7 protein-coding genes are annotated in these 13,197 nt (G+C 65.6%); 6 read left to right on the top strand and 1 reads right to left on the bottom strand.

The genetic code is table 11. From position 1 onward, the window contains the following. Positions 1-71 precede the first annotated feature (71 nt). The 4 genes from aceF to GYH29_RS22450 all read left to right on the top strand — a co-directional run bounded on the left by aceF (position 72) and on the right by GYH29_RS22450 (position 9,531). Positions 72-1,715, top strand: a complete 1,644-nt coding sequence (aceF, locus tag GYH29_RS22465; protein WP_043636764.1) for a dihydrolipoyllysine-residue acetyltransferase — start codon at positions 72-74, stop codon at positions 1,713-1,715. Positions 1,716-1,829: 114 nt separating this feature from the next. Continuing rightward, entirely contained in the window at positions 1,830-3,629 is a 1,800-nt protein-coding gene (gene lpdA / locus GYH29_RS22460) for a dihydrolipoyl dehydrogenase (protein ID WP_081544961.1), read from the top strand. A gap of 333 nt (positions 3,630-3,962) precedes the next feature. Next, positions 3,963-5,705 (top strand): autotransporter assembly complex protein TamA, encoded by a 1,743-nt coding sequence (locus tag GYH29_RS22455; protein ID WP_039754324.1) that lies wholly within the window; start codon positions 3,963-3,965, stop codon positions 5,703-5,705. A gap of 13 nt (positions 5,706-5,718) precedes the next feature. Further along, positions 5,719-9,531 carry a translocation/assembly module TamB domain-containing protein gene (locus tag GYH29_RS22450; RefSeq protein WP_161524421.1) on the top strand — a complete coding sequence of 1,271 codons (3,813 nt, stop codon included), beginning with the start codon at positions 5,719-5,721 and terminating at the stop codon, positions 9,529-9,531. 57 nt (positions 9,532-9,588) lie between these two features. On the opposite strand, the gene GYH29_RS22445 is transcribed toward GYH29_RS22450, so the two are convergent. Continuing rightward, a complete protein-coding gene (locus GYH29_RS22445) occupies positions 9,589-10,536 on the bottom strand; it encodes a LysR family transcriptional regulator (protein WP_019100937.1) in 948 nt (315 codons plus the stop codon). A gap of 164 nt (positions 10,537-10,700) precedes the next feature. Here GYH29_RS22445 and GYH29_RS22440 point away from each other — a divergent pair, with 164 nt between their 5' ends. Continuing rightward, positions 10,701-11,888: a M20 aminoacylase family protein gene (locus GYH29_RS22440; RefSeq protein ID WP_019100936.1), complete on the top strand. Its 1,188-nt coding sequence runs from the start codon at positions 10,701-10,703 to the stop codon at positions 11,886-11,888. Further along, the gene (locus GYH29_RS22435; RefSeq protein ID WP_019100935.1) at positions 11,885-13,183 is read left to right on the top strand and encodes an MFS transporter; all 1,299 of its coding nucleotides are present in this window, start codon (positions 11,885-11,887) and stop codon (positions 13,181-13,183) included. The genes GYH29_RS22440 and GYH29_RS22435 overlap by 4 nt, the downstream gene beginning before the upstream one ends. Positions 13,184-13,197: the final 14 nt, after the last annotated feature.

The following is a 13,197-nucleotide window of genomic DNA, read 5'->3' as shown; positions in this document are numbered from 1 at the left end:
GCAAGCGAATCTGTAGCGGATATCCGGCGGCAGGCCCCGAAAGGGGCTTCCGCCTTACGAATGGAAAGCTCATGAGCAATCTGATCGAATTGAAAGTGCCCGACATCGGCGGTCACAGCAATGTAGACATCATCGAAGTATTCATCGTCCCGGGCCAGACCGTGTCCGTGGACGACAGCCTGATCACGCTGGAAACCGACAAGGCCACCATGGAAGTGCCGGCGGAAACCGCGGGCGTGATCAAGGAAGTCAAAGCCGTCGTCGGCGGCAAGATTTCCGAAGGCGACGTGATCGCCATCCTGGAAGTGGGCGCCGCCGCGTCCGCGCCGGCCCCGGCGGCCGCAGCCCCGGCTCCCGCAGCCGCGCCTGCAGCGGCTCCGGCTCCAGCGGCAGCCGCTCCGGCCGCAGCGCCCGCGGCCTCCGGCCGCAGTGAAATCCGCGTGCCGGACATTGGCGGTCACAATGGCGTCGACGTGATTGAAGTCACCGTCAAGGTCGGCGATGACATCGCCGTCGACGACAGCCTGATCACGCTGGAAACCGACAAGGCCACCATGGAAGTGCCGGCCTCCGCCGCCGGCCGCGTGGTGGAAGTCAAAGTGAAAGTGGGCGACAAGGTCAGCGAAGGCGATCTGATCGTGGTGGTGGAAGGCGCTGTCGCAGCCGCCTCCGCCCCGGCAGCCGCCGCGCCGGCTCCGGCAGCAGCTCCGGCCGCACCGGCCCCGGCAGCCACCGCACCCGCCGTGGCACCGGTCGCCGCGGCCGTGGCCGCCGCCATCGACGAAATCGCCTTCTCCAAGGCCCACGCCGGTCCGTCCGTGCGCCGTCTGGCGCGCGAACTGGGCGTGGATCTGGGCAAGGTCAAGGGCAATGGCCGCAAGGGCCGCATCACGGAAGACGACGTCAAAGCCTTCGTCAAGGGCGTGATGCAGAACCCGGCCTCGCTGGCCCCTGCCGCCGCGCCGGCGGGTTCCGGCGCGGGTCTGGATCTGTTGCCGTGGCCGAAAGTCGATTTCGCCAAGTTCGGCCCGATCGAAACCAAGCCGCTGTCCCGCATCCAGAAGATTTCCGGCGCCAATCTGTCGCGCAACTGGGTGATGATCCCGCACGTAACCTTCAACGATGAGTGCGACATCACCGAGCTGGAAGACTTCCGCAAGACCGTGGGCAAGGAGTGGGAAAAGTCCGGCCTGAAGATCAGCCCGCTGGCCTTCATCATCAAGGCGGCCGCCGAAGCGCTGAAGGCCTTCCCGACCTTCAACAGCTCGCTGGACGGCGACAACCTGGTGCTGAAGCAGTATTACCACATCGGCTTCGCCGCCGACACGCCTAACGGCCTGGTGGTGCCGGTGATCAAGGACGCGGATAAGAAGGGCCTGCGCCAGATCGCTCAGGAACTGACCGACCTGTCCAAGCTGGCCCGCGAAGGCAAGCTCAAGCCCACCGACATGCAGGGCGCGACCTTCACCATCTCCAGCCTGGGCGGCATTGGCGGCACCAGCTTCACGCCTATCGTGAACGCGCCGGAAGTGGCCATCCTCGGCGTCTGCAAATCGCAGATCAAGCCGGTGTGGAACGGTAAGGAATTCGCGCCGCGCCTGATGTGCCCGCTGTCGCTGTCCTTCGATCACCGCGTGATCGACGGTGCCGCCGCCGCGCGCTTCACCGTGCATCTGGGCAAGCTGCTGTCCGACGTGCGCCGCCTGATTCTGTAATCGCCAGCAGAACGGCCGCTCCGGTCTAGCCGGAGCGCGCCGCTCAAGCGAACGATTCTGCTGAATATCGGCGGAGGCCTCCGGGCTTCCGCCTTACGTTGCGGATGGAAAACCATGAGCAATCTGATTGAACTGAAAGTCCCGGACATCGGCGGCCACAACAACGTGGACGTGATCGAAGTCTTTGTCAAGCCGGGCGACGTGATCGCGAAAGAAGCCAGCCTGATCACGCTGGAAACCGACAAGGCCACGATGGAAGTGCCGGCCGAAGCCGCCGGCACCGTCAAGGAAGTGCGCGTCGCCGTGGGCGGCAAAGTCTCCGAAGGCGATGTGATCGTGATCGTAGAAGCCGCCGGCGCAGCCGCCGCGGCTCCGGCTGCGCCCAAGCCGGTGGAAACCACCGGCGTCGCGTCCGCTACCACCCAAGCCGGCTTCGCGCCGCAGGCCGCTCCGGTGGCCGCCAGCCATAGCGGCGGCGCCGACGTGGAATGCGACGTGATGGTGTTGGGCGGCGGTCCCGGCGGTTATTCCGCCGCCTTCCGCGCGGCCGACCTGGGCCTGAAAGTGGTCATCGTCGAGCGCTATTCCACCCTGGGCGGCGTGTGCCTGAACGTGGGCTGCATCCCGTCCAAGGCGCTGCTGCACAACGCGGCGGTGATCGACGAAGTCAGCCATCTGGCCGCCAACGGCATCAAGTTCGGCAAGCCGGAAGTGGATATCGACATGCTGCGCGGTTACAAGGAAAAAGTAATCGCCAAGCTGACCGGCGGCCTCGCCGGCATGGCCAAGGCGCGCAAGGTGGAGATCGTGCGCGGTAACGGCCGTTTCATCGACCCGCACCACATCGAAGTGTCCGCCACCACCGGCAAGGGCCGCGAAGAGAGCGGCGAGAAGAAAATCGTCAAATTCAAGAACGCCATCATCGCCGCCGGTTCCCGCGTGGTGAAGCTGCCGTTCATTCCGGATGATCCGCGCGTGGTGGACTCCACCGGCGCGCTGGAGCTGAAGGGCGTGGCCAACCGCATGCTGATCATCGGCGGCGGCATCATCGGCCTGGAAATGGGCACCGTCTACTCCACGCTGGGCGCGCGCCTGGACGTGGTGGAAATGATGGACGGCCTGATGCAGGGCGCGGACCGCGACCTGGTCAAGGTTTGGCAGAAGTGGAACGCCCATCGTTTCGACAACATCATGCTGAACACCAAGACCGTGGCCGTGGAGCCCAAGGACGACGGCGTGTGGGTGACTTTCGAAGGCGATCAAGCCCCGAAAGAGCCGCAACGCTACGACCTGGTGCTGTACGCCACCGGCCGCGCGCCCAACGGCAAGCTGCTGGGCGCCGAGAACGCCGGCATCGCGGTGACTGATCGCGGCTTCATCCCGGTGGACAAGCAGCAGCGCACCAATGTGCCGCACATCTTCGCCATCGGCGACATCGTCGGCCAGCCGATGCTGGCGCACAAGGGCGTGCATGAAGGCCATGTGGCGGCGGAAAACTGCGCCGGCCAGAAGTCCTACTTCGACGCGCGCGTGATTCCGGGCGTGGCCTACACCGATCCGGAAGTGGCTTGGGTCGGCGTCACCGAGGACGAAGCCAAGAAGCAAGGCCTGAAGATCGAGAAGGGCGTGTTCCCATGGGCCGCCTCCGGCCGCGCCATCGCCAATGGCCGCGACGAGGGTTTCACCAAGCTGATCTTCGACGCCGAAAGCCACCAGATCATCGGCGGCGGCATTGTCGGTCCGCATGCGGGCGACATGATAGGCGAAGTCTGCCTGGCCATCGAAATGGGCTGCGACGCCACCGACATCGGCAAGACCATCCACCCGCATCCCACCATGGGCGAGTCCATCGGCATGGCGGCGGAAGTGGCGCACGGCACTTGCACTGATTTGCCGCCGCAGCGCAAGAAGTAAGCGCGGCTCGGAAAGGAAAAGGGCGAACCTCCGGGTTTGCCCTTTTTTTACGCCTGCCCATTTTGAGCGAGCGCTATAAAAAACGCTTGAGGGCAAAACTATTGTCCGCGCGGCCAGTCATACCGCCTTGCGCCTGATTGGCGCGCGTGGCCGGGTTGCGATGAGCAAAGCGAATGCCTGCGCGCCGTTTATCTAAATTTACATTGAATATAAATTAAGCTTTTGGTTTAAGAAAACGCCGGCCTGTCCCCGCGATTTTGAAGCCGCCCAGCCGCTTCTCGCCAGCCGCCGCAAGTTTCGTTACCATGGCCTCGACACCAAACGAATCGGACCATGCCAAGCTCCCGCCTGCTTATTTCATTGATCTTATTGCTGTCGGCTGCGCCCGCCTGGGCCAAGCTCGATTACAGCGTGCGCGTCGACGCGCCTTCCGGCCTGGCCGGCTTATTGCAAGACAATCTGGAATTGGTCACCAGCCGTCTGGAAGAAGAAATGGACGAAACGCTGCTGACCGAACTGGTGCGGAGCACCCCGGAGGACGCGCGCAAGCTGCTGGAGACCGAGGGTTACTTCGACGCGCGCGTCACTGTGCGCGAAGAAAGCGCCCGGCAGTACGTGATCGAGGTCAAGCCCGGCGAACCCACGCTGATCGACGACGTCACCATTCGCCTCAACGGGCCGATACGCGACGAAGGCGATTTCCAGCAACGCTTCGCCGCGGTGCTGGAGGCCTGGTCGCTGCCGATGGGCGCGCCTTATCGACAATCCGACTGGGACGGCAGCAAGCGCGCGGTGATGCGTCTGATCACCGCCGACCGCTTCCCCAGAGCGCAGATCAGCAAAAGCGTGGCGGAAATCGATCCGGCCACCCGCCGCGCGCAACTGGTGGTGGACATCGACAGCGGCCCGGTGATCCTGTTCGGCGACATCACCGTCAAAGGCATGAAGCGTTATCCGGAAAAGATCGCCACCGGCTTGGCGGATTTCTCCCCCGGCACCGCCTACCGGCTGCAGAAAATTTTTGATTACCAGTCGGCGCTAGAGCAGGCGCCGCATTTCTCCAATGTGGTGGTCAGCGCCGACATGGCCCGTATCGACCCGGAGACCCACCGGGTGCCGGTGGAAGTGGACGTCACCGAAATGCCGCGCCAGAAGCTGGAGCTGGGCTTGATCTACGACTCCGGCGACGGCCCTGGCGTGCGCGTCGGTTACGACCATTACAATATCTTCCGCCGCGGCTACACCGGCTCGCTGGTGACCAACTGGAAGAAAAACCAGCAATCGCTGTCGTTGGGTCTGGGCTTTCCGCGCCAGTCCGACGGCTATTCCCACTCCATCACCAGCGCTTTCAAGACCGACGACGTGCAGGGCCTGAAAACCCGCAGCAGCGATGTGGGCGGCTGGCGCACCCGTACTCGCGGCAATATCGAGGCGCGCCTCGGCCTGCAGTACCTGATGGAAAGCGAGGAGGCCGGCGGCGTGTCCAACAAGGACACCCGCGCCTTGCAGCTGGTCTACGGCTGGACCCAGCGCGCGGTGGACGATTTGATGCGGCCGCGTTCCGGCGTCTTGCTGGACTTCCAGCTTTCCGGCACGGTCGGCAGCGCCCTGTCCTCCACCTCCTATGTCCGCGGCTACGCCCGCACCGTCGGATACTGGTCGCCGTTTCCCAAGTACGGCACCTTTGTCGGCCGGCTGGAGCTGGGCCAAGTGTGGGCCAACGACAAGGACGCGGTGCCGTCCTCCATCCTATTCCGCGCCGGCGGCGCCAACAGCGTGCGTGGCTACGATTACCAGAGCTTGGGCCTGCCGGGCCCCAACGGCTCGGTGCTGGGCGGCCGCGTGGTGGCCACCGGCAGCCTGGAGTATCAAATCCCGATCAAGCCGGACTGGTATCTGGCGTTGTTCACCGACGCCGGCAACGCCAGCCAGAGCTGGAAGGGCTTCCAGGTGGAGCGCGCCAACGGCGTAGGCGTGCGCTGGATGAGCCCGGTGGCCCCGCTGGCCTTCGACTTCGCCAAGGCGGAGCGCGACGGCAAAATCCGCTGGAACCTCAGCCTGGGCCTGGCCTTCTGACCCGAATGCATTCATGAGCGAAACCGACACCTCCCCCACTCTCGACACCGCCCCGCCGCCGCCGGCCAAGCCCAAGCGCCGTCGTTGGCGCTGGCTGCTGTGGCTGCCCTTGTTGCTGGTCGCGCTGCTGCTGGCCGCCAGCGCCTGGCTGACCGGCAGCCGCACCGGTTTCGCCTGGCTGATGCAGTCGCTGGGCGGCCTCAGCGGCAACACCGTCAGCGTCAAGCACGCCGAAGGCACGCTGTGGGACGGCTTCAAATTGAGCGAGGTGCGCGTGCGCAGCGCCGGCAGCGACGTGGACATCGAGTCCGTGCAGCTGGACTGGCGGCCTGGCGCCTTGTGGCAGCGCCAATTGTGGGTGCGGCAATTGGCCGTGGGCCACGTCAAGGTGGCGGTGAAACCGACGCCGGCCGCCCCGCCCAGCGGTGCGCCGGAGTCTCTAGCCTTGCCGCTGGAGATCCGTCTGGACCGGCTGAGCGTGGCCAGCGTGACGCTGGAGCCGGCTAAGCTGCGGCTTTACGGCCTGGAAGCCGGCTACGTCTACGATGGCCGGCGCCACGATCTCAAGCTCAAGCGCCTGGGTTCGCCCTGGGGCGAGGCCGCGGCGGCGCTGCAATTGGCCGACGCCAAGCCCTTCGCGCTGCAGGGCAAGCTCAGCGCCGACGGCGAACTGGACAAGATTCCCTATCAGGCGCGGCTGGCGCTGGGCGGCAATCTGCTGCACCTGAGCTTTGACGGCGAGTTATCCGGCAAAGACTTGGTGGCCGACGTCAAGGGCGGCCTGCTGCCCTTCGCCAGCAATCCCTTCAACAGCTTTACCCGGCTGGACGCGCGCATGGCCGGCATCAATCCGCAAGCCATCCTGCCGGAATGGCCGCGCGCCAAACTCAGTTTGGCGGTGTTTGCGGAGCCGGACGCCGGCCAGCGCGTCAAAGGCGGGCTGACCCTCCTCAACGAGCAGGCCGGCCCCTTGTCCGATCAGCGCTTGCCGCTATCCTTGCTGGTAGGCGAGTTCCGCGCCGACGACAAGGCGCTGGAGCTGTTCAGCACCCACGCCCGGATCGCCGGCGGCGAAATCGGCCTGGCCGGCCAGGTGCGGCCGGACCGGCTCAAGCTGGCGTTGGATATTTCCAAGCTGGGCCTGCGGCAATTGCACGCCGACGCGCCGGACGACAGTCTGGACGGCCGAGTGACGCTGGACGGCCCTCTGAGCGGTCCGAACATCCTGGCTCAGCTCAAGGGCAAAACCCTGCAGGCCAAGGCCAATGTCGGTTTTGCGCCGGCACCGCACCCGGCGCTGCTGATCCGGCAGGCGGAATTGACCGCCGGCGTGGGCAGCCTGGCTCTATCCGGCCAATTGGGGCTGGATGGCAAGCAGTTGTTCGATTTCAACGGCAAGCTCAATCGCGCAGACCCGTCCAAGCTCAAGCCCGGCTTGCCCAGCGGCGACCTCAACGCCAGTCTGCAGGCCAAGGGCCAACTGGTCAGCCCGCTGAATGTGGCGGCCAAGCTGCAATTCGCCCCCAGCAAACTGTCCGGCGCGCCGCTAAGCGGCGCCGCCGACCTGCAACTGCAGGGCGAACGCCTGAAATCGCTCAGCGCCGACCTGAGGCTGGCGCAGAACCGGCTGCAGGCCAACGGCGCTTACGGCGCCGCCGGCGACAAGTTAAAACTCTTGATCGACGCGCCCAACCTCGGTCTGATCGGCCCCGGCTTCTCCGGTGTGGTCAAGGGGCAGGGAGAACTGGCTGGCACGCCCAAGGCGCCGTTGATCAGCGCCAATCTGCAAGCCGACCGTCTGAAGCTGCCGGGCAATATCGCTGTGCAGAGCATGCAATTCAGCGGCAACGTCAAAGCGGACCAGAACAGCCCGTTCCAGCTCAAACTGGATGTGGCCGCGCTGCAGGCCGGCGGTTTCCGCGCCGAGCAATTGCGTGTCAGCGCCAACGGCACCCGCGCGCGCCACGCCCTGCAGCTGGATGGACGTTTCCGACTGGCCGATCACCCCTACGCGCTGCAACTGGCGGCCAGCGGCGGCTTGCGCGGCGAGGCCGGGCCTTGGGCCGGCACCTTGAGCAAGCTGGAGTTGAGCGGTCGTCCCGGCCTCAGCCTGCTGGCACCGGTGGCGCTGGAGCTGGGCGAGCAGATCAAGGTGGGCAACGCCCGCTTGGCCGCGCTGGGCGGCAGCATTACCCTGGCGGAACTCAACCGCGGGGCCAACGGAGCGCTCAGCACCCGCGGCTCCGCGCGCGGTTTGAGGCTGGCGGAGCTGGGCCCCTTGCTCAGCCTGCCGGTGAAGCAGGATCTGAGCTTCGACTCGGACTGGAATCTGAATCTGGCGGCCAACGCCAAGGGCCAATTCGTGCTGCGCCGCGCCGGCGGCGATGTGCAATTGCCGGGAGACAAGGGCAAGGACGTGGCGCTGGGCTTGAAGACCGCGGTCGCCACCCTGACGTTGGACGGCGGCCGCGCCTTGTTCGATCTGAATTTGGACAGCCGCTACGCCCAGCTGCAAGGCAAGGGTTCCGTGCCGTGGAACGGCGGCGCCATCGACGCCAAAACCCCGCTCAACGCCACCGTCAGCGCCAGCGTGCCCTCGCTGGCGACGCTGGCCAGCTTCGCCGGCCCGTCTTTGGAACTGGGCGGTCAGATCGGCGCCAATCTGGCGCTGACCGGCGCGCTGAGCCTGCCGATGGCGCAAGGGACGATACGCGGCGACAAATTATTGCTGGCCGACCGCCGCACCGGCATCCGCCTGGGCGACGGCAGCCTGCTGGCTCGGCTGGACGGCCGCAAGCTGGTGTTGGAGCGCTTGCGTTTCGCCGGCGGCGAAGGCGAGGTGGCGGCTAGCGGAGCGCTGGATCTCAGCGGCGACACCCCGGATGCGCGGGTAGCGGTGGAGTTGCGCAAGTTTGGCGTGTTCGACCGTCCCAACCGCCGCCTGGTAGTGTCCGGCCGCACGGAACTGGCGATGGTGGCTGGCAAATTGTCGCTGACCGGCCATATCCGCGCGGATCAGGGCCGCATCGGCCTGCCCAAGTTCGGTGCGCCCAGCTTGAGCGACGACGTGATGGTCAAGGGCCGGCCCGGGCCGGAGCCGTCGGCCTTCGCCAGCATGCCGCTGACAGTGGCGCTGGATCTGGACCTGGGAGATCACTTCCGCTTCTCCGGCCAGGGCTTGAACGTGGACTTGACCGGCTCGGTGCGCGTGAGCGCCAATCCGGGCGAAGCGCCGGGCGCCAAGGGCCAGGTGCGTGTGGTCAAGGGCCGTTACAAGGCTTACGGACAGGACTTGGACATCGAGTACGGCGCGATCACCTTCAACGGCCCGCTGGATAATCCGCTGCTCAATGTGCGCGCCAAGCGCCGCCTGTCGCCGGTGGGCGCCGGCGTGGAAGTCAGCGGTTCGGTGTCGGTGCCCAAGGTGCGTCTGATCGCGGACGAGCCGATGTCGGAAAAGGACAAGCTGGCCTGGCTGGTGTTGGGCCGGGCGGCGAGCGGCGAGCGCGACGACAACGATCTGGCGGCCTCCGCCGGCATGATGTTGGCCGGTTCGCTCAACGACCAGATCGGCCTGTTCGATGACTTGGGCGTGTCCAGCCGCAAGGAAAAAACCTTGGCCAACGGCACGGTGAGCCCGGCGGAGCAGGTGGTGACGGTGGGCCGTCAGCTGACCCGCGAACTGTATTTGGGCTACGAGTACGGCGTAACCAGCGCGAACCAGGCGGTGAAGCTGGCCTATCAACTGAGCAAGGGCTGGTCGATGGTGCTGCGGGCGGGTACCGACGCCTCGGTGGAGTCGCGTTACACCTTGCGCTTTGATTGAGCGAGGCAATCGCCGGTCAATGCCGTACCGACGAATCTTCGCGGCTTTGAACGGGTTCTAAAACCGCAGCGTCAGCATGCGCGCCAGCGCCCGGTCCTCCGGCCGGGCCGAGCCCATGCGTTGGCGCAGCGTCTGCCGCAGACAGTCGATGAAGCCGCGCGCGGCGTAGCCGTGAGCCTGCCCTTGCAGGCTGATCACGCCGATGACGATCTCTTCCATGTCTTCCCGCAGCGACAAGGCCTGGACCTTGCCGGCGAATTCCGGGCACAGCAACAAGGGTTCCGGGCCATAGCTGAGCATGCCGGCCTGCACCAGGCCGGCCAGCAGCGCCATCGACTGCGCGCAGATCAGCCGTTCCGGCGCGATAGCCAGGCCGTGTCGGGTGAACAGCTGGTCCAGCACGTGGCGGTAACTGGCCGGGCTGTAATTGACCACCCAATCCTGCTCCAGCAGCGCGGACAAGGATTGTGCGCGCAACGCAGGATGGCCGTTGCGGGCGAACACACGGCCGCCGTGGCTGAACAGCGGCTGGCAATGGAATTCCTGCGCCAGCGGCTCGAACAGCGGAGCGATGGCGAAATCCATCTGGCCGTCGCGCAAGCGCGGCAGCGCCACCGCCAGCAAGCCTTCGAACAATTCCAGCCGGATTTCCGGCAGACGTTGGCGAAAGCGCAACACTACTTCCGGCAATAGCGTGGGCACCAGCCAGGGCGTGACGCCTATGCATAGCCTGGCGTCGCGTTGGCCGCGCATCGCCTCCATTTCGCCGTGGGCGCGTTCCAGCTGCATCGCCACCTGGCGAGCATGGATCAGCAGCGCCTGGCCCGCCTCGGTCAGCCTCGCGCCGCTGGCGTGACGCTGCAACAGGGGCAGCCGCTGTTCTTGCTCCAGCTCGCGCAGCGTCTTGCTGACTGCGGCCTGGGACAGACCCAGCATGCGCGCGGCGGCGCGAATGCCGCCGCCGTCGGCCAGCGCGATCAGCGCTTGCAGTTGCTGCAGTTTCATCTCTTCTCCAAGTGGACAACCAGAAGTGTTCTCGACCACTTTCTCAAGTCTATTCACCTGTTAACTATTGCCGCTAGTCTGTGATCGCTGTCGCGGCGTCGTATCCATCGTCGCCAAGACAGTGTGCGACAAGAGGCTCATAGACACCATAAGGAGACGACGCCATGAACGCTCACATTCTGCCCGGCATCCGAGATATCGCCCCGGCGATGACAGAACTGCGACATAAGATACATGCCCACCCGGAGTTGGGGTTCGAGGAGGTGGAAACCCGCCGCCACGTGATCCGCTGCCTGCGCGACTGGGGCTACGAGATCCACGAAGGATTGGGCGTCACCGGCGTGGTGGGCACCCTGCGCCGCGGCGAGGGGCCGCGTATAGGCCTGCGCGCGGATATGGACGCACTGCCGATCCAGGAGACTACCGGCCTGCCCTGGGCCAGTCGCGTAGAGGGGAAAATGCACGCCTGCGGCCATGACGGCCATACCGCGATGCTGCTGGCCGCAGCCTGCGAGCTGGCGCGGCGCGACAGCTTTAGCGGCACCGTGCATCTGATCTTCCAGCCGGCGGAAGAGGGCAAGGGCGGTGCCAAGCGCATGCTGGACGACGGCCTGTTCCGGCTGTTTCCCTGCGACGCCATTTTCGCCATGCACAATATGCCGGGCTTTCCGGTGGGGCAACTGGGGTTCCGACCCGGGCCGTTCATGGCCTCTGGAGACACCGCGGTAATCCGCATTCACGCCACAGGCGGTCACGGAGCGGTGCCGGACAAGGCGGTGGACCCAGTGGTGGTGGCCGCTTCGTTGGTGATGGCCTTGCAAAGCGTAGTGGCGCGCAATGTGTCGCCGCTGGACATGGCTGTAGTGACGGTGGGGGCGATTCTGGCTGGGGAGGCGCCGAACGTGATCCCGGAGAGCGCGGAAATGAGGCTGAGCATACGCGCCTTGCGGCCGGAGGTGCGCGCTTTGCTGCGGCAGCGGATCGAAGCGTTGGCCGAAGCGCAGGCCGCCGGTTTCGGCGCGCGCGCCGAGGTGGATTATCAATATGGCTATCCGGTATTGATCAACGATGCATCGGCCACCGCGCTGGCGCGGCAGGTGGCGCTGGACTGGCTGGGCGAGGATGGGGTGGCGGCGGAGATGCCGCCGCTGACCGGCAGTGAGGATTTCGCCTTCTGGCTGGAGCAGGTGCCGGGCTGTTATCTGATCATCGGCAACGGCGATGGAGAGGGCGGCTGCATGGTGCACAACCCAGGCTACGACTTTAACGATGATGTCTTGCCGGTAGGAGCCAGCTACTGGGTCAAACTGGTGGAGCGTTATCTGGGCGGCGCGGCTGGGGATGGGCAATGACGGCGGCGCAATGGGCGGCCGCGCGGCCGGCCGCGCCCAGCCGGCGCGCGATCACCGCCATCACCGTGGGCAATGCGTTGGAGTTCTACGATTTTATCGTCTACAGCGCGTTGGCCACTTTAATGGGGCGCTTGTTCTTTCCGTTCAGCGACGAGCCGCTGCTGCAATTGATGCTGTCGTTCGCGGTGTTCGGCACCGGCTTCATCAGCCGGCCGATAGGCGGCATCGTCATCGGCCTGTATGCGGATCGGAAGGGGCGCAAGCCAGCTTTGCGGTTGAGCCTGTGGCTGATGGCGATAGGCTCGATGCTGTTCGTGGTGGCGCCCACTTACGCGCAGGCCGGCTTGTTCGGACCGGTGCTGGTAGTGCTGGGGCGGCTGGTGCAGGGTTTTGCCGTCGGCGGCCAGGTGGGCGCGGCGACCTCCATGCTGATGGAGTACGCCGACGATAAGTCGCGGGGCTACTACTGTAGCTGGCAACTGCTCAGCCAGGGGTTGGGTGGCTTGGCCGGGATGCTGACGGTGAGCGTGTTAAGCGGGCTGTTGTCCGCTGCGGCAATGGAGGACTGGGGTTGGCGGCTGGTGTTCGCCATCGGGGTCCTGGCAATCCCGGTGGGCGAGTACATCCGCAGTCAACTGGATGAAACCGCCGCCGCTGCGGTCGCGCCGCAGGCGGCAACGACGACGGAACCGGCCGGCGCCTTGCTGCGGCGTCACTGGCGGCTGTTGTTGGCCGGAGTGCTGTTGACCATAGGCGGCACTGCGCCCAACTTCATCATTGTCCATTATCTTGCCAATCATGCGGTGACGGTGCTGGGCATGTCACTGGCGGTAGCGATGTGGGCGGCTTCAACCGCGGCGCTGTTGCAGGTGATGCTGTCGGTGTCAGCCGGGCGCTGGAGCGACCGCATCGGCAGACGCAAGTCCATTCTGTGGCCGCGTTTGTTGTTAATGTTATTGATCTATCCGGGCTTCATGCTGGTCAACGCGGTACCGAGCTGGCCGATGCTGTTCTTGGTGGTGGCGGTGTTGACGGTGCCGCTGGTGTATACCTCGGTGCCGAGCATCGCGGTGTTGCCGGAACTGTTCCCACGCCGTATCCGCGCCAGCGGCATGTCCATTGTGTATTGTATCGGCGTGATGATCTTCGGCGGCTTCGCTCAGTTTTTCGCCGCCGGTCTGGTCCGGTTGACCGGTGACCCCAACGCGCCGGCCTTGTACGCGGTGTTGTGCATGCTGATATCGCTGATCGGGCTGGCGATGGTGCCGGAAACGGCGAACCGGCCGCTGGACTGAAGCCTGCGGGGCCC

The organism is Chromobacterium haemolyticum, assembly GCF_009936155.1.
Lineage (GTDB): Bacteria > Pseudomonadota > Gammaproteobacteria > Burkholderiales > Chromobacteriaceae > Chromobacterium > Chromobacterium haemolyticum.
Note: the sequence above shows the minus strand (reverse complement) of the source record. Positions and strands in the feature narration are given on the sequence as shown.

What these genes read in the sequence shown, in the direction of transcription:
- aceF (WP_043636764.1), top strand. Translation starts at nt 72, where the DNA reads ATGAGCAATCTGATCGAATTGAAAGTGCCCGACATCGGCGGTCACAGC.
- lpdA (WP_081544961.1), top strand. Translation starts at nt 1,830, where the DNA reads ATGAGCAATCTGATTGAACTGAAAGTCCCGGACATCGGCGGCCACAAC.
- GYH29_RS22455 (WP_039754324.1), top strand. Translation starts at nt 3,963, where the DNA reads ATGCCAAGCTCCCGCCTGCTTATTTCATTGATCTTATTGCTGTCGGCT.
- GYH29_RS22450 (WP_161524421.1), top strand. Translation starts at nt 5,719, where the DNA reads ATGAGCGAAACCGACACCTCCCCCACTCTCGACACCGCCCCGCCGCCG.
- GYH29_RS22445 (WP_019100937.1), bottom strand. Translation starts at nt 10,536, where the DNA reads ATGAAACTGCAGCAACTGCAAGCGCTGATCGCGCTGGCCGACGGCGGC.
- GYH29_RS22440 (WP_019100936.1), top strand. Translation starts at nt 10,701, where the DNA reads ATGAACGCTCACATTCTGCCCGGCATCCGAGATATCGCCCCGGCGATG.
- GYH29_RS22435 (WP_019100935.1), top strand. Translation starts at nt 11,885, where the DNA reads ATGACGGCGGCGCAATGGGCGGCCGCGCGGCCGGCCGCGCCCAGCCGG.